Source organism: Streptomyces sp. NPDC059564, assembly GCF_042735575.1.
Classification (GTDB): domain Bacteria; phylum Actinomycetota; class Actinomycetes; order Streptomycetales; family Streptomycetaceae; genus Streptomyces.
This window is the reverse complement of the sequence record NZ_JBHWBP010000163.1, coordinates 1-15,733: the sequence shown is the minus strand read 5'-3', so window position 1 is coordinate 15,733 and position 15,733 is coordinate 1. Positions and strand designations below refer to the sequence as shown.

Genomic DNA, 15,733 nt, shown 5'->3' with positions numbered 1-15,733 from the left:
GGGCACCCCCCGGGGGGTGCCCCTCTTCTCCGTACGTACGCGTGATTACTTGCCGGCGCGGGCGCGGAGCTTCCACGGCATGGCGATGGACTCCAGCTGGACGGCCAGGTTCATCTTGGACTCGCCGACGGTGCGGTCCTCGAAGTGGATCGGGACCTCCATCACCTGGAAGTTGCGGCGCAGGGCCTTGAACTTCATCTCCACCTGGAAGCTGTAGCCGGCGCTGCCGATCGACGCGAGGTCGATCGCCTTCAGCGCGTCGGCGCTCCACAGGTTGAAGCCGCCCGTGATGTCGCGGACGCGGGTGCCGAGGATGGTGCTCGCGTACGCGTTCGCCCAGCGGGAGAGCAGCTTGCGGTGCGCGCCCCAGGCGTCGGAGAGGGTGCCGCCCGGCACGTAGCGGGAGCCGACGACGAGACCGGCGCCGGTGGAACGGGCGACGCCCAGCATCTCGGCGATCTTGCCGGCCGGGTGGGAGCCGTCCGCGTCCATCTGGAGCACGTACTCGGCACCGTCCTCGACGGCCTTGGCCATGCCGGCCGCGTAGGCGCGGCCGAGGCCGTCCTTCGCGGTGCGGTGCAGGACCGACATGCGCGGCTTGCCGTCCTCGGTGACGAAGCCCTCGGCGAGCTCGTCGGCGATCTTGCCGGTGCCGTCGGGCGAGGAGTCGTCGACGATCAGCAGGCGCAGGCCAGGCTGGTCGAGACCCATCAGCAGCTCCACCATGCCCGGCAGGTTGCCCGCCTCGTTGTACGTGGGCATGACCACGGTGAGCGGCGTGTGCGCCCAGGTGTCGGGGAGCTTCGTGGTTGCGACGTCGGTCGTGCGGGGAGTCTGCTGCTCGCCTATCACAGGTTGTGCCTCACTGAAGTTGGTCACCGGTCGGAGGAGAAGCGGACGGCGGCGGCGGGCAGTTCGGCCTCGCACCACACCCGCATCCCCGCGCGAAGTTCGTTGTCGGCTCCTACCACGGCACCGTCACCGATGACCGCGCCGTTCACCACCGTGCGCGAACCCACCGAGGCGCCGGCGCCGATGAGGCTGGAGCTCACCACCGTGTCCGGGCCGAGGGTCGCACCGTCCAGCACGATCGAGCCCTGGACGACCGCACCCGATTCGATCCGGGCGCCGGCACCCACCACCGTACCGCCCGACAGCTTGGCTCCGTCCGCCACCACGGCACCCGGGAGCACCAGGGCCTCGCCGCGGGGGCCGGGAACGGCCGGGGAGGCCACGACGCCGCGCACGAGGTCGGCGGAGGCCTGCACGAAGGACTCGGGCTTGCCGAGGTCCAGCCAGTACGTGTCCTCGGTGACGCCGTGCAGCTTGGCGCCGGAGTCGAGCAGACCGGGGAAGGTCTCGCGCTCGACGGATACCGATCGGCCGGCCGGAATGGAGTCGATCACGCTGCGGCGGAAGACGTAGCAGCCGGCGTTGATCTGGTCGGTGATGATCTCCTCGGGGGTCTGCGGCTTCTCGGTGAAGGCCAGCACCCGCCCCTCGGAGTCGGTGGGCACCAGGCCGAAGGCGCGCGGGTCTTCGACCCGCACGAGGTGCAGGGAGACGTCGGCGTCGGCCGCCTGGTGGGACTCGACCAGGCCGGCGATGTCCAGGCCGGTGAGGATGTCGCCGTTGAAGACGAGGACGGGCGCGTCCGGGCCGCCGGTCAGGCGCTGCGCCGCGTTGCGGATGGCGCCGCCGGTGCCCAGGGGCTCGTCCTCGACGACGTACTCGAGGGTGATGCCGAAGTCGGAGCCGTCGCCGAAGTAGGGCTCGAAGACCTCGGCGAGGTAGCAGGTGGCCATCACGATGTGGGTGACACCGGCGGCGGCGGCCCTGGCTATCTGGTGGGCGAGGAAGGGAACTCCGGCCGCCGGAACCATCGGCTTGGGGGTGTTCACCGTCACGGGGCGCAGTCGCGTCCCCTGCCCGCCAACCAGCAGGATCGCTTCCGTCATTGTTTTCTCCCCAACCGGTTCGGGCGTACGAAGGTTCAAATTTAGCCCATCCGGGGACGTGCGAAGGCCGGAGGCGGGTCCGCCGGGGCCGCCCGCGGCCACGTTCCGGTTACGGGCGGGTGCCCGCGCGGAGACGGGCGGATTGCGGCACATCGGACCACGTCGTACGCGGCTGTCCCCTATACAGGGCCCGCACCACGACCCTCCGCGCGCCGCCTTCCCCATCACCGCTGGTCAGAGCCTTGCGTCCAACGGGAGCGCCCGCTACGGCCCGCATCCGGCCCCCGAACCCGCCGCGAACGATCCCGGCACGGAAGGGTGCCCCGCCCCACCCGGTTGACGACCAGCCGTTCCGAACCTGTCGGCAACCCGTTACGAACCCTTGCCCCTGCGGCCGGGCCTGACGGCCCGACGGCGTGACCCAGCCGACAGCAAGGCCCCCGGCGGGGTGCCGGGGGCCTCGTGTCGTCCGTGCGGGTCGGGAACGCCCGTTACGGCAGGTTCCTCGCCATGACGATGCGCTGGACCTGGTTCGTGCCTTCGTAGATCTGCGTGATCTTCGCGTCGCGCATCATGCGCTCCACCGGGTAGTCGCGCGTGTAGCCGTAGCCGCCGAGGAGCTGGACGGCGTCCGTGGTGACCTCCATGGCGACGTCGGAGGCGAAGCACTTGGCCGCGGCGCCGAAGAAGGTGAGGTCGGCGTCGACGCGCTCGGACTTGGCCGCGGCCGCGTACGTCAGCTGGCGGGCGGCCTCGATCTTCATGGCCATGTCCGCGAGCATGAACTGCACGCCCTGGAAGTCGCCGATCGGCTTGCCGAACTGCTTGCGCTCCTGGACGTAGCCCTTGGCGTAGTCGAGGGCGCCCTGGGCGATGCCGAGGGCCTGGGCCGCGATGGTGATGCGGGTGTGGTCGAGGGTCTTCATCGCGGTGGCGAATCCGGTGCCCTCGGCGCCGATCATGCGGTCGGCGGGGATGCGGACGTTGTCGAGGTAGACCTCGCGCGTCGGGGAGCCCTTGATGCCGAGCTTCTTCTCCGGGGCGCCGAAGGAGACGCCCTCGTCCGACTTCTCGACGACGAAGGCCGAGATGCCCTTGGAGCGCTTCTCCGGGTCGGTGACGGCCATGACCGTGTAGTAGTCGCTGACGCCCGCGTTGGTGATCCAGCGCTTGACGCCGTTGAGGACCCAGAAGTCGCCGTCGCGCACCGCGCGGGTCTTCATGCCGGCGGCGTCGGAGCCCGCGTCCGGCTCGGAGAGCGCGTACGAGAACATCGCGTCGCCCTTGGCCAGCGGGCCGAGGTACTTGGCCTTGAGCTCCTCGGAGCCGGACAGGATCACCGGGAGCGAGCCGAGCTTGTTCACGGCGGGGATGAGGGAGGAGGAGGCGCAGACGCGGGCCACCTCTTCGATCACGATCACCGTGGCGAGGGCGTCGGCGCCCGCGCCGCCGTAGGTCTCGGGCACGTGGACGGCGTGCAGGTCGCTGGCGACCAGGGCGTCGAGGGCCTCCTGCGGGAAGCGGGACTCCTCGTCGACCGCGGCCGCGAACGGCAGGATCTTCGCCTCGGCGAGCGAGCGGACGGACTCGCGGAGCATGTCGTGCTCCTCGGCCGGGCGGTACAGGTCGAAGTCGGCAGAACCCGCCAAGATCTCTCACTCCCCAGTGATGATGCGTGATGCTAACTACCGTTAAGTAACCCAAAGCTTAGTGTCCGGCCACCGGCAGCGATATGTACGGCGTACGTGAGCTGCGTGACAGCGGATCCCGCCGGAGAACGTCCCCCGCCAGGGGCGCGACTATGCTCGGTGGCCGCAAACGGCCCCGCACCTCTGGAGCACCCATGGCCCCCCTCAAGATCACTGTGATCGGCACCGGCTACCTCGGCGCGACGCACGCCGCCGCGATGGCCGAGCTGGGCTTCGAGGTGCTCGGGCTGGACGTGGTCCCGGAGAAGATCGAGCTGCTCGCGTCGGGGCGGGTCCCCATGTACGAGCCGGGGCTGGAGGAACTGCTCGCCTCGCACGTGGCCGGGCTGCCGGGCTCGACCGGGCGGCTGCGGTTCACCACCTCCTGGGAGGAGGTCGGGGAGTTCGGCGACGTCCACTTCGTGTGCGTGAACACCCCGCAGAAGCACGGCGAGTACGCGTGTGACATGTCGTACGTGGACGCGGCGATGGAGTCCCTGGCCCCGCACCTGACGCGGCCGGTGCTGGTCGTCGGCAAGTCCACCGTGCCGGTGGGCTCGGCGCAGCGGCTGGCGGCGAAGCTCGCGGAGCTGGCCCCGGCGGGCGCGGACGTGGAGCTGGCCTGGAACCCGGAGTTCCTGCGGGAGGGCTTCGCGGTGCGGGACACCCTGCACCCCGACCGGATCGTGATCGGCGTACAGGGCGAGCGCGGCGAGAAGCTGCTGCGCGAGGTGTACGAGACCCCGATGTCGGAGGGGACCCCGCTGGTGGTCACCGACTTCCCGACCGCCGAGCTGGTGAAGACCGCCGCGAACTCCTTCCTCGCCACCAAGATCTCCTTCATCAACGCGATGGCGGAGGTGTGCGAGGCCGCGGGCGGCGACGTGGTCAAGCTGGCGGAGGCCATCGGCCACGACGAGCGGATCGGCAAGAAGTTCCTGCGGGCCGGGATCGGCTTCGGCGGCGGCTGCCTGCCGAAGGACATCCGGGCGTTCATGGCGCGGGCGGGCGAGCTGGGCGCGGACCAGGCGCTGACCTTCCTTCGGGAGGTCGACTCGATCAACATGCGGCGCCGCGGGCACATGGTGGAGCTGGCGCGGGATGCCGTGGGCGGGTCCTTCCTCGGCAAGCGGGTCGCCGTGCTCGGTGCCACCTTCAAGCCGGACTCCGACGACGTCCGCGACTCGCCCGCGCTGAACGTGGCCGGGCAGATCCACCTCCAGGGCGGCCAGGTCACCGTCTACGACCCCAAGGGCATGGACAACGCCCGCCGCGTCTTCCCCACCCTGGGGTACGCCGACTCCGCGCTGGAGGCGGCCCGCGGCGCGGAGGTCGTCCTGCACCTCACCGAGTGGCGCGAGTTCCGCGACCTCGACCCGGCGGCACTCGGCGAGACCGTCACCGACCGGCTGATCCTGGACGGGCGGAACGCCCTCGACCCCGAACTCTGGCGCGCGGCCGGCTGGACGTACCGCGCCATGGGACGGCCGCACGCGTAGCCCCGCCCGGCCCCCGACGGACGGAGTCCGGCGCAGCGACGCGAAGCCGGGGAGGCCCGCCAGGGCCGAGCCGCGCGAGCGGCGCGTCAAGAAGGGGACGTACCGGGCCATGGGACGGCCGCACGCGTAAGGGAATTGGGGGTGCGGGGGCTGACCTGGGCGGTGGTCCCCGTAACCCTTTTGTTGGGGCACAGTCAAGTAAGTGGAATAAATGACTGGGTAGACTTCGCGCCGATGACCACGACCAGCAGCCCTCCGACCAACCCCACCGCATCTGCGACGGCGGCGCCCGCCACGCGTGACCGGCGGGGATCCTTCGAAGCAGCCATGCGAGGACGCGGCGCCCTTCTGGGCATCGCGGGCTTCTGGCTGGCCAGTCGGGCCGCGATGCTCTGGATGCTCGTCAACGACTTCTACAGTTCGAACGTCGTCCGAGTCGAGATCACCGCGACCTACCACAACTGGTACAACGTCCTCGTCACGTGGACGATGCCGCACAACGACATCATGTGGCAGTACCCCCCGGCAGCCGCGGCGATCTTCCTCTCGCCCGACCTGCTGCCGTTCCTCACCTACTTCCAGGCCTTCGTCGCCCTGACGGTGCTCTGCGACGGTGTGATCCTCGTCGGCCTCATGCGCGCCGCCCGCCGCAATGACGGCAGCATGGCCGGAGCCCTCGTGTGGCTCGTCGCGCTGCCGATGCTGATGGCCACCCCGTTCGCCCGCTACGACGTCCAGGTCACCCTGCTCGCCGTCGCCTCGCTGCTCTGCCTGCGCTACCGCCCGAAGCTCGGCGGTGTCATCGCCGGCATCGGCGCCATGGTGAAGGTGTGGCCGCTGCTCACCCTGCTCGGCACCCCGCGCGGCAAGTCGACGCGCGAGGCGTTCATCGCCGCCGCGCTCTCCTGCGTCGCGCTGCTCGCCGTCTTCGCCGCGCTGTTCCGCGACACGCTCGGCTTCCTGGGCAACCAGGGCGACCGCGGCGTGCAGGTCGAGTCCCTCGGCGGCAGCGCGCTGATGGCGGCCCGCCTCGTCGGCCTCTGGCCCGGCAAGATCAACTTCCAGTACGGGGCCTTCGAGTACGTCGGCCCGTACGTCTCCAGCATCGCGCGGGCCTCCCTCGCGCTGACCGTGATCGGCTTCGCGCTGCTCCTGCTGTGGCGCGTGAAGGCCAACCGCTGGTCGACCGCGACGCCCTTCGACGCCGCGCTCTGCGCCATCATGGTGTTCACCGTCACCAGCCGCGTGATCAGCCCGCAGTACATGATCTGGCTGCTCGGCCTCGCCGCGGTCTGCCTGACCTCCCGGCACACCACCCAGCGGCCGATCGCCTGGCTGCTCGTGGCCGCCACGGCGCTCACCACGCTGATCTTCCCGGTCTGGTACGGCTCGGACATCCTGCGCAACACCACGCTCGGCACGATCCTGCTGTGCGCGCGCAACGGTCTGCTGCTCTACGCGACCGTGTGGTCCGGCCTGCGCCTGTGGAAGGCGACCGTGCTGCCCAAGAAGGACCTGGCCGCGCAGCAGCAGTCCGTGCCGGCGTCGGCGTCCGCGTCCGTCTAAGGCGTTTTACGGTGCTGTGCGGCGCGGGCCGTGAACTCCGCGTCGCGCAGCACCCGCTGGGCGTTGCCCCAGGTGAGCAGGGCCAGGTCGGTCTCCGGCCAGCCCCGCTCCAGCAGTTCCGCCAGCAGCTTCGGGTACCCCGAGGGGTCGGTGAGCCCGGCCGGGTGGGGGGTGTCCCCCTCCGCGCCGAAGGCGGACCCCAGGCCCACGCACTCCGGGCCCGCGAGCGCCCGTACGTGATCGAGGTGGTCAGCCACCGCGTGCAGGGAGTCCCCGGTCCGCGCGGTGTCGAAGGTGACCATCGCCAGGCCGCCCGCGGCCCGTAGCGCGAGCAGCACCTCGTCGGTGACGTTCCCCGGGTGCGGATTGAGCACCGCCGCCCCCGTGTTCGAGACGATCACCGGAGCCTTCGAGGCCCCCGCGAGGCGGCAGGCCACCAGCGGGGAACAGCCCGTCAGGTCCACCAGCATCGCCAGCCGGTTCAGCTCCTTGACCACCTCGTGGCCGAAGGCCGTCAGCTCCCCGTCCGCCCAGGGCGCCCCCGCCGGCGCGAGGATCCGTACGCCCAGCGCGTGGAAGGCCCGCAGCGCGCCCAGGGATCCGGTCAGCGTCCGGCCGGAGACGGGACCCAGGAACGAGGCGATCCGGCCCCGGTTGCGGGCGTCCGCCAGGTCGTCGGCGCTGAGCGCGAGGCAGAGGCTGTCGGGATAGCGGCGCATCAGGGCGAGCCCGGCGTCGATCTGTTCCAGGGTGTCGGACACCACCTGGTCGGCCGCCGCGCCCTGGCGCGGGTCGCCGGGCGGCACCAGCAGCGACCAGAACTGGGCGCCCACTCCTCCGGCGCGCAGTCGTGGGATGTCGGTGTCCACGCCCGTGTCGGGGGTGTCGATGTCGTGGTACGGGCTCTGGCGCAGGGTCCAGATGAGGGTGTTGCAGCCGTCCGCCACGGGATGCTCGGCGAGCAGCGCGGTGGCCCGGTCCAGGGCGCCGGCCGCCGCCGCGGGGGCGGGTGCGTCCGGGGCGCCCACGGAGCCGGGGCCGACGGGGAAGGCGGGGGCGGCGTGCGGGTCGTCCTGCAGGTCGGCCATGGCATTCGCTCCGGTCTCGGCGGCAGCAGGGAGGGCTGGTGCCACCGTGACATGTGGGACGCGATTGCCGCCCGGCGGGTGTGGCGTTCGGGTGGCCGGCCTTGGCCCTGGCCGGGCGGGGGTGGGGGCTGCCGCTGCGCGGGCTGCTCCCCGCCCCGCCCTTCCTCCGTTCCCGCCTCAGGCGCCGGCGCGGCTGAAAGACCCTGGGGCTCCGCCCCAGACCCCGCGCCTCAAACGCCGGCGAGGCTGGATCCGGCCGGCGGGGCTGGAGCCGGCCGGGCGGTGGGGCTGGGGCGGGGTCCGGTTGGTTATAGGTGGGCGTTCGACGGGCCCCTGGAGGCCGATTCCGCGCGGGCCACCGATTCGGCGTCGCGCAGCGCCCGTACCGCGTTCGACCAGGTCAGCTTGGCCAGGTCGGCCCGGGACCAGCCGCGCGTGAGCAGCTCCGCGATCAGGTTCGGATAGCCCGCGACGTCGTCCAGCCCGGCCGGGGTGAAGGCCGTGCCGTCGTAGTCGCCGCCGATGCCGATGTGGTCGACGCCGGCCACCTCGCGCATGTGGTCCAGGTGGTCGGCGACCGTGGCGGCCGTGGCCACCGGACGCGGCCGGGCCTCCTCGAAGGCGCGGTGCAGCGCCATCGCCTCGGGGGAGGTGTCGAGGTGGTGGAGGCCGTGGGCGCGCAGGTTCTCGTCGGCCGCCGCGGTCCACTCGACGGCTGCCGGGAGGATGAACTTCGGCACGAAGGTCGCCATCGCCACCCCGCCGTTGGCCGCCAGCAGCTCCAGCACGTCGTCGGGGACGTTGCGTGGGTGGTCGCAGACCGCCCGGGCCGAGGAGTGCGAGAAGATCACCGGCGCCGACGACACGGCGAGCGCGTCGCGCATCGTCGTCGCCGCCACGTGCGAGAGGTCCACCAGCATCCCGACGCGGTTCATCTCGCGGACGACCTCGCGGCCGAAGTCGGTGAGCCCGCCGTGCCGGGGCTCGTCGGTCGCCGAGTCCGCCCAGTCGATGGTGTCGTTGTGGGTGAGCGTCATGTACCGCACGCCGAGCTGGTGCAGGGCCCGCAGGGTGGCGAGGGAGTTGTTGATGGAGTGGCCGCCCTCGGCGCCCATCAGGGAGGCGATCCGGCCGTCGGCGCGGGCCGCCTCCATGTCGTCGGCCGTCAGCGCCCGCACCAGGGTCCCCGGGTAACGGTCGATCAGCTGGCCGACGGCGTCGATCTGCTCCAGGGTGGCGCTGACCGCTTCGTCGCCCGCGAAGTCGGACCGTACGTAGACGGACCAGAACTGCGCGCCGACCCCGCCGGCGCGCAGCCGGGGGATGTCGGTGTGCAGGTACGCGGACTGGTCGGCGCCGATGTCGCGCCGGTCCAGGTCGTAGCGGACCTGGTTGCGCAGCGCCCAGGGCAGGTCGTTGTGGCCGTCGACGACGGGATGCTCGGCGAGCAGGCTCCGCGCCTCCTCCAGGCGCCGCGCCGCGCTCACTTGGCGAATCCGAAGGAGGCCGCGCCGGAGACCTTCGCCCGCAGCCGCTTGCCCTTCTCGGTGGCCTGGTCGTTCAGCTCCTGCTGGAAGTCGCGCATCCGGGTCAGCAGCTCCTGGTCGTGCGCGGCCAGCATCCGTACGGCCAGCAGGCCCGCGTTGCGCGCCCCGGCGACGGAGACGGTGGCGACGGGAACTCCGGCGGGCATCTGGACGATCGACAGCAGCGAGTCCATGCCGTCGAGGTACTTCAGCGGCACCGGCACCCCGATGACGGGCAGCGGGGTGACGGAGGCGAGCATCCCGGGCAGGTGGGCGGCCCCGCCCGCACCCGCGATGATCGCCTTCAGCCCGCGGCCGGCGGCCTGCTCGCCGTACGCGACCATCTCGCGGGGCATCCGGTGGGCGGAGAGGACGTCGACCTCGTACGGGATCTCGAACTCGTCCAGCGCCTTCGCGGCGGCCTCCATGACCGGCCAGTCGGAGTCGGATCCCATGACGATGCCGATGACGGGGCTGGCGCCCGCGGACGAAGTGCTCATGCTGTGATCGTTCCTCTGAGGTAGCCGGCAGCGTGACGTGCGCGCTCCAGCACATCGTCCAGGTCGTCGCCGTAGGTGTTGACGTGGCCGACCTTGCGGCCGTGTTTCACGTCCTTGCCGTACATGTGGATCTTCAGCTGCGGGTCGTGGGCCATGCAGTGGAGGTACGCCGCGTACATGTCGGGGTAGTCCCCGCCGAGCACGTTGGCCATGACCGTCCAGCGGGCCCGGGGGCGGGGGTCGCCCAGGGGGAGGTCCAGGACCGCGCGGACGTGGTTGGCGAACTGGGAGGTGATGGCACCGTCCTGGGTCCAGTGGCCGCTGTTGTGCGGGCGCATGGCCAGTTCGTTGACGAGGATGCGGCCGTCGGTGGTCTCGAACAGCTCCACGGCCAGGTGGCCGGTCACTCCGAGTTCCTGCGCGATGCGCAGGGCGAGGGCCTGGGCCTCGCCCGCCAGGGCCTCCGACAGGTTCGGGGCGGGGGCGATCACCGTGTCGCACACGCCGTCCACCTGGATGGACTCGACGACGGGGTAGGCGACGGCCTGGCCGTGCGGGGAGCGGACGATGTTCGCCGCGAGCTCGCGGACGTACTCGACCTTCTCCTCCGCGAGGACCGGGACGCCCGCCCTGAAGGGGGCCTCCGCGTCCTCGGGCGTGCGCACGAACCACACGCCCTTGCCGTCGTACCCGCCGCGCACCGTCTTGAGGATCACGGGGAAGCCGCCCACCTCGTCCGCGAAGGCCGCCACGTCCGCCGGATCGCTCACGATCCGGTGGCGGGGGCTGGGCGCGCCGATCTCGTCGAGCTTGGCGCGCATCACCCCCTTGTCCTGGGCGTGCACCAACGCGTCGGGCCCCGGGCGGACGGGGATGCCGTCCGCTTCCAGGGCCCGGAGGTGTTCGGTGGGCACGTGCTCGTGATCGAAGGTGATCACGTCGCAGCCGCGCGCGAAGGCGCGCAGTGTCTCCAGATCGCGATAGTCGCCGATGACGACGTCGCTCACGACCTGGGCCGCCGAGTCCTGTGGGGTGTCACTGAGGAGCTTGAATCTGATGCCGAGGGGGATGCCCGCCTCGTGGGTCATGCGGGCGAGCTGTCCGCCGCCGACCATGCCGACTACCGGGAACGTCACCCCTCCAGGGTAGACGCCGGTATTCCACCATCCGGACGTGGCCTGGCGGATACCCGGTGTGCCGTGCGTCGCAGGGGGTGCGAAGGCACGTACGGACCCCGGGGGCGACACTTAACATGGCTGGGTTGACGAAATCGAGTGACGCTCCAGCGCGGGGCGACGACGACGGACAGGGACTGAAGGATCACATGAGCACGCCGAAAGCAGCACCGCTGTCCGAGCGCTTCCGCGGTCTCGCCCGGGAGGCCATCAAGTTCGGCGCGGTGGGCGGACTGGGCGTCCTGGTCAACTTCGGTGTGTTCAACCTGCTCCGGAGCACGACCGACCTCCAGATCGTGCGGGCGAACGTCATAGCCATCGTGGTGGCCATCGTCACCAACTACATCGGGTTCCGCTACTTCACGTACCGTGACCGCGACCTCGGCAGCCGTCGTCGCGAGATGATCCTGTTCGTGCTGTTCAGCGTCATCGGCATGGTCATCGAGAGCGGCGTGCTCTACGTGGCGACGTACGGGTTCGGCTGGGACAGCTCGCTGCAGAACAACGTCTTCAAGTTCCTCGGCATGGCCGTGGCGACCGTGTTCCGTTTCTGGTCCTACCGGACCTGGGTGTTCCAGGCCCTGCCCACGCCCGTCGCGCACTCGCTGGTCGTCGAGCAGCGGGACGGTCACGAGGCGTCGGCCGCGTCCCGCGCCGCCGAGCCCGTGGTCCCGGCAGCGAAGTAGCACCGCGAAGCACCACCGCCCGCTCCGCCCGGCGGGCTAGCGCACCGTCTGGGCCGGCTCCGGCCGTTCCGGCGCGGTGCGGCTGAGGAACAGCGCGAACACCGGCGGCTGGCTCTGGAGCAGCTCCAGCCGGCCGCCGTCGGCCTCCGCGAGGTCCCGGGCGACCGCGAGGCCGATCCCGGTGGAGTTGCGGCCGCTGATGGCCCGCTCGAAGATCCGGTTGCCGAGGTCCGGGGGGACGCCGGGGCCCTCGTCCGTGACCTCCAGTACCGCCTGGTTGCCGGTCACCCGGGTGCGCAGCGCGACCGTGCCGCCCCCGTGCATCAGTGCGTTCTCCACCAGCGTCGCCAGGACCTGGGAGACCGCCCCGGGGGTGCCGACCGCCCGCATCCCCGTCTTCCCGGAGCGCACGATGGCCCGCCCGGCGCTGCGGTAGGCGGGCCGCCACTCCTCCACCTGCTGTTTGACGACCTCGTCGAGGTCGAAGGGGACCGCCGAGCCCGTCCGCGGGTCCCGCGAGTTCGTGAGCAGCCGTTCCACCACGTCCGTGAGCCGCTCCACCTGGGTGAGGGCGATGGTGGCCTCCTCCCGTACGGTCTCCAGGTCGTCGGTGACCGTGATCTCCTCCAGCCGCATCGACAGCGCGGTCAGCGGGGTCCGCAGCTGGTGGGAGGCGTCCGCGGCCAGGCGCCGCTCGGCCGTCAGCATCCTGCCGATGCGCTCCGCGCTGGAGTCCAGTACGTCGGCGACCCGGTCCAGCTCGGGGACCCCGTAGCGCTTGTGCCGGGGCCGCGGGTCGCCCGATCCCAGCCGCTCGGCGGTCTCGGCGAGGTCGGTGAGCGGGGAGGCCAGCCGGTTGGCCTGCCGCACGGCGAGCAGTACGGCCGCCACGACCGCCAGCAGCGCCACGGCGCCGACCACCGCCAGGGTGCGTCCGACCTCCTTGGTGACGGTGGAGCGGGACGCCTCCACGGTCACGATCTCGCCCTGCTCGCCGCGGGCGGTGGCCCGGATCACGCTCTCGGGGATCCGGTCGCCGACCTCGGCGGCGGGCCGGCCGGGGACGCTGATGCGGGCGTACGTGCCGAGGTCCAGCTGTTCGGCGAGCGCGGAGGCGTCGACCGGTTTGTTCTCCAGGACCTCCGCCTCGACGATGCCCAGCAGCCGCAGCGCCTCGGACCCGATCCGGTCCTGGGCGCTGCTGGTGATGGTCCGGGTCTCCACGATGACGAGGGAGACCCCGAACACGGCGATCACGACGAGCACCACGGCGAGCGTGGAGTTGATCAGGCGGCGGCGCATGGCTTAGAGGATGCCCTAAGGGGAGGGGTCGGCCCTCGCTCAGCTCTTCTCGAAGCGGAAGCCGACGCCCCGGACGGTGGCGATGTAGCGGGGGTTGGCGGCGTCGTCGCCGAGCTTCTTGCGCAGCCAGGAGATGTGCATGTCGAGGGTCTTGGTGGAGGACCACCAGGTGGTGTCCCAGACCTCGCGCATCAGCTGGTCGCGGGTGACGACCCGGCCGGCGTCGCGGACCAGGACGCGCAGGAGGTCGAACTCCTTGGCGGTGAGCTGGAGCTCCTCCTCCCCCATCCAGGCGCGGTGCGACTCGACGTCGATGCGCACGCCGTGGGTGGCGGGGGCCTGGCCGGCGTCGGTGGCGCCGCGCCGGAGCAGGGCCCGGACGCGGGCCAGCAGTTCGGCGAGCCGGAAGGGCTTGGTCACGTAGTCGTCGGCGCCGGCGTCGAGGCCGACCACCGTGTCGACTTCGTCGGCCCGGGCGGTCAGGACCAGGATCGGGAAGCCGTGGCCCTCGGCGCGCAGGCGCCGGGCCACTTCCAGGCCGTCCATGCCGGGCAGTCCGAGGTCCAGGACGACGAGGTCGACGCCGCCCTGCAGTCCGGCTTCCAGAGCGGTGGGGCCGTCCTCGCGGACCTCGACCTCGTAGCCCTCCCGGCGCAGGGCGCGGGCCAGGGGTTCCGAGATGGATGCGTCGTCCTCGGCGAGCAGTACACGCGTCATGTGGGTGATGGTAGTCCGCGGCGGCTGAAAGGAAGCGCCTGCCCGCAGACCCCTTTCTATCTGGGCTTATGAACTACTAACGGCCTTCGAATATGATCAATCGGTTCCCTGGAATCCTGTGATCCATATCTCAAGTCCTTCCATATGCCGCAGTGTCCTGTCGTATGGTGACGGGACGCCTGATGCACTACCCAGGGGATCTTTGTGCCGAAAAGCGAGCCAAAGACCTCAAATTCTGCTCTGGTCGGTTTCATCCGGCCCAGATGACAGTGAATGACCTGTGGGCCGGGCCCCGAACGCGATGGTGCGTTCGAGGCGTGGATCCCGGTGACTGCTGTTCCTTCGTCTCCCGACCGGAGGCGAGACCCCAGGGCGTGGGGTGGAACACCCGTCTGCCGGTGCCGGCCACCCCCCACCGGGCGCTAACCAGCTCACGAAGCCAAGCGTCCCGACCAAGCAAGGATCGACCATGGCTTCCAGCCTGACGAAGGATTCGGCGACTCCGTCCGCCGAAAAGACCTTCTTCGGCCACCCCCGTGGCCTGGCCACTCTGTTCATGACCGAGATGTGGGAGCGCTTCTCCTACTACGGCATGCGCGCCCTCCTCGTGTACTACCTGGTCTCGGGGGGCGCCGACGCCGCCACGGGCAGCCAGGGCGGCGGTCTGGCGATGACCGCGGCCACGACCACGGCCATCTACTCCGTGTACGTCTCGATGGTCTACCTGATGGCCATGCCTGGCGGCTGGTTCGGTGACCGCGTCTGGGGTGCCCGCAAGACGGTCGCCATCGCCGGTTTCGTGATCATGGGTGGTCACCTGTCGCTGGCCCTGCCGGGCCAGGCGATGTTCTTCGTCGGTCTGATCCTCGTCGCGGTGGGCTCCGGCCTGCTGAAGGCCAACATCTCCACGATGGTCGGCCACCTGTACGACGGTCCCGAGGACCCGCGCCGTGACGGCGGCTTCACGCTGTTCTACGTCGGCATCAACCTCGGCGCCTTCGTCGCCCCGCTCGTCGTCGGCACGGTCGGCAAGGAGCACAACTGGCACCTGGGCTTCGCCCTCGCCGCCGTCGGCATGGGCCTGGGCCTCACCCAGTTCCTGCTCGGCACCAAGCACCTGAGCCCGAAGAGCAGCCTGGTCCCGAACCCGCTGTCCGCGGAGGAGCGCAAGGCCGTCCTCACCAAGGTCGCGCTCGCGGCCCTGGGCATCGCCGTCTTCTACGGCGCCGTGGTCGCGCTGGGTGCCTACACCCTGAACTGGGCCCTGGTTCCGCTGACGCTGGCCGGCCTGTTCATCCCGATCGCCGTGCTGACGCGCATCAAGCGCGACAAGGACCTGTCGGGCACCGAGCAGAAGAAGATGACCGCGTACATCTTCTTCTTCATCGCCGCCGCCGTCTTCTGGATGATCTACGACCAGGGTGGCTCCACCCTGTCCCTGTTCGCCGATGACAAGACCGCCGACACCGTCTTCGGCCTCGGCTTCTCGGCCACCTGGTACCAGTCGCTGAACCCGCTCTTCGTGATGGCCCTGGCTCCGGTCTTCGCCTGGCTGTGGCTGTGGCTGGCCCGCAAGAACCAGGAGCCGAACACCATCGTGAAGTTCGCGATGGGCCTGGTCCTGATCGGCGCCTCCTTCTTCGTCTTCATCGTCCCGATGAACATGGCGGGCGGCGACGCCAAGGTCTCCCCGATGTGGCTGGTCTCGATCTACATGATCCAGACCATCGGTGAGCTGTGCGTCTCCCCGGTCGGCCTCTCCGTCACCACGAAGATGGCCCCGCAGAAGTACGCCTCCCAGATGATGGGCGTCTGGTTCCTCGCGGTCACCGCCGGTGACTGCATCACCAGCCTCCTGTCCATCGGCGGCGTGGACCTCAACGGCACCTGGGTGATCGCCTTCCAGGCGTTCGCCGCGGTCCTGGCCGGCTTCGCGGTCTACGCGTACCGCAACAAGGTCAAGGCCCTCATGGGCGGCGTGCACTGACGCACGCACCCCCCGTACGACGCGACGGCCCGGCACACCCT

General features: G+C 70.8%; 13 protein-coding genes. 4 read left to right on the top strand and 9 right to left on the bottom strand.

The genetic code is table 11. The features are described from left to right. Positions 1–45 precede the first annotated feature (45 nt). The 3 genes from ACFV0Q_RS24745 to ACFV0Q_RS24735 form a co-directional block, all read right to left on the bottom strand. Positions 46–762, bottom strand: a complete 717-nt coding sequence (locus ACFV0Q_RS24745) for a polyprenol monophosphomannose synthase (protein ID WP_385008547.1) — start codon at positions 760–762, stop codon at positions 46–48. A 113-nt stretch (positions 763–875) separates the two neighbouring features. After that, complete coding sequence (locus ACFV0Q_RS24740) at positions 876–1,958, bottom strand: sugar phosphate nucleotidyltransferase (RefSeq protein WP_385008546.1); 1,083 nt, start codon at positions 1,956–1,958, stop codon at positions 876–878. Positions 1,959–2,449: 491 nt separating this feature from the next. Continuing rightward, complete coding sequence (locus ACFV0Q_RS24735; RefSeq protein ID WP_385008545.1) at positions 2,450–3,607, bottom strand: acyl-CoA dehydrogenase family protein; 1,158 nt, start codon at positions 3,605–3,607, stop codon at positions 2,450–2,452. Positions 3,608–3,801: 194 nt separating this feature from the next. Here ACFV0Q_RS24735 and ACFV0Q_RS24730 point away from each other — a divergent pair, with 194 nt between their 5' ends. Both ACFV0Q_RS24730 and ACFV0Q_RS24725 read left to right on the top strand, forming a co-directional pair. Next, positions 3,802–5,145: a UDP-glucose dehydrogenase family protein gene (locus tag ACFV0Q_RS24730; protein ID WP_385008544.1), complete on the top strand. Its 1,344-nt coding sequence runs from the start codon at positions 3,802–3,804 to the stop codon at positions 5,143–5,145. A 234-nt stretch (positions 5,146–5,379) separates the two neighbouring features. After that, positions 5,380–6,711 (top strand): glycosyltransferase 87 family protein, encoded by a 1,332-nt coding sequence (locus ACFV0Q_RS24725; protein WP_385008543.1) that lies wholly within the window; start codon positions 5,380–5,382, stop codon positions 6,709–6,711. Here ACFV0Q_RS24725 and ACFV0Q_RS24720 read toward each other — a convergent pair. The 4 genes from ACFV0Q_RS24720 to ACFV0Q_RS24705 form a co-directional block, all read right to left on the bottom strand. Next, on the bottom strand, positions 6,708–7,799 hold the full coding sequence (locus ACFV0Q_RS24720) for a dipeptidase (RefSeq protein ID WP_385008542.1): 1,092 nt from the start codon (positions 7,797–7,799) through the stop codon (positions 6,708–6,710). The genes ACFV0Q_RS24725 and ACFV0Q_RS24720 overlap by 4 nt on opposite strands. 308 nt (positions 7,800–8,107) lie before the next feature. After that, positions 8,108–9,286, bottom strand: coding sequence for a dipeptidase (locus tag ACFV0Q_RS24715; RefSeq protein ID WP_385008541.1), 1,179 nt, complete (start codon positions 9,284–9,286; stop codon positions 8,108–8,110). After that, positions 9,283–9,825 (bottom strand): 5-(carboxyamino)imidazole ribonucleotide mutase, encoded by a 543-nt coding sequence (gene purE, locus ACFV0Q_RS24710; RefSeq protein ID WP_385008540.1) that lies wholly within the window; start codon positions 9,823–9,825, stop codon positions 9,283–9,285. Before purE ends, ACFV0Q_RS24715 begins: the two co-directional genes overlap by 4 nt. Then, positions 9,822–10,961, bottom strand: a complete 1,140-nt coding sequence (locus ACFV0Q_RS24705) for a 5-(carboxyamino)imidazole ribonucleotide synthase (RefSeq protein WP_385008539.1) — start codon at positions 10,959–10,961, stop codon at positions 9,822–9,824. Before ACFV0Q_RS24705 ends, purE begins: the two co-directional genes overlap by 4 nt. A gap of 188 nt (positions 10,962–11,149) precedes the next feature. Here ACFV0Q_RS24705 and ACFV0Q_RS24700 point away from each other — a divergent pair, with 188 nt between their 5' ends. Then, on the top strand, positions 11,150–11,686 hold the full coding sequence (locus ACFV0Q_RS24700) for a GtrA family protein (protein WP_385008538.1): 537 nt from the start codon (positions 11,150–11,152) through the stop codon (positions 11,684–11,686). 36 nt (positions 11,687–11,722) lie between these two features. Here the strand turns inward: ACFV0Q_RS24700 and ACFV0Q_RS24695 are convergent, their stop codons facing one another. Both ACFV0Q_RS24695 and ACFV0Q_RS24690 read right to left on the bottom strand, forming a co-directional pair. Next, the gene (locus ACFV0Q_RS24695) at positions 11,723–12,988 is read right to left on the bottom strand and encodes an ATP-binding protein (RefSeq protein WP_385008537.1); all 1,266 of its coding nucleotides are present in this window, start codon (positions 12,986–12,988) and stop codon (positions 11,723–11,725) included. A gap of 39 nt (positions 12,989–13,027) precedes the next feature. Beyond that, positions 13,028–13,705: a response regulator transcription factor gene (locus ACFV0Q_RS24690; protein ID WP_385008536.1), complete on the bottom strand. Its 678-nt coding sequence runs from the start codon at positions 13,703–13,705 to the stop codon at positions 13,028–13,030. A gap of 469 nt (positions 13,706–14,174) precedes the next feature. Between ACFV0Q_RS24690 and ACFV0Q_RS24685 the strand changes: the two genes are divergently transcribed. Continuing rightward, positions 14,175–15,692 carry a peptide MFS transporter gene (locus ACFV0Q_RS24685; protein WP_385008535.1) on the top strand — a complete coding sequence of 506 codons (1,518 nt, stop codon included), beginning with the start codon at positions 14,175–14,177 and terminating at the stop codon, positions 15,690–15,692. The last annotated feature ends 41 nt before the right edge of the window (positions 15,693–15,733 follow it).

Excerpts from the sequence above, each read along its gene's own strand:
- ACFV0Q_RS24745 (WP_385008547.1), bottom strand. The coding sequence starts at position 762 with ATGCCCACGTACAACGAGGCGGGCAACCTGCCGGGCATGGTGGAGCTG.
- ACFV0Q_RS24740 (WP_385008546.1), bottom strand. The coding sequence starts at position 1,958 with ATGACGGAAGCGATCCTGCTGGTTGGCGGGCAGGGGACGCGACTGCGC.
- ACFV0Q_RS24730 (WP_385008544.1), top strand. The coding sequence starts at position 3,802 with ATGGCCCCCCTCAAGATCACTGTGATCGGCACCGGCTACCTCGGCGCG.
- ACFV0Q_RS24725 (WP_385008543.1), top strand. The coding sequence starts at position 5,380 with ATGACCACGACCAGCAGCCCTCCGACCAACCCCACCGCATCTGCGACG.
- ACFV0Q_RS24720 (WP_385008542.1), bottom strand. The coding sequence starts at position 7,799 with ATGGCCGACCTGCAGGACGACCCGCACGCCGCCCCCGCCTTCCCCGTC.
- purE (WP_385008540.1), bottom strand. The coding sequence starts at position 9,825 with ATGAGCACTTCGTCCGCGGGCGCCAGCCCCGTCATCGGCATCGTCATG.
- ACFV0Q_RS24700 (WP_385008538.1), top strand. The coding sequence starts at position 11,150 with ATGAGCACGCCGAAAGCAGCACCGCTGTCCGAGCGCTTCCGCGGTCTC.
- ACFV0Q_RS24695 (WP_385008537.1), bottom strand. The coding sequence starts at position 12,988 with ATGCGCCGCCGCCTGATCAACTCCACGCTCGCCGTGGTGCTCGTCGTG.
- ACFV0Q_RS24690 (WP_385008536.1), bottom strand. The coding sequence starts at position 13,705 with ATGACGCGTGTACTGCTCGCCGAGGACGACGCATCCATCTCGGAACCC.
- ACFV0Q_RS24685 (WP_385008535.1), top strand. The coding sequence starts at position 14,175 with ATGGCTTCCAGCCTGACGAAGGATTCGGCGACTCCGTCCGCCGAAAAG.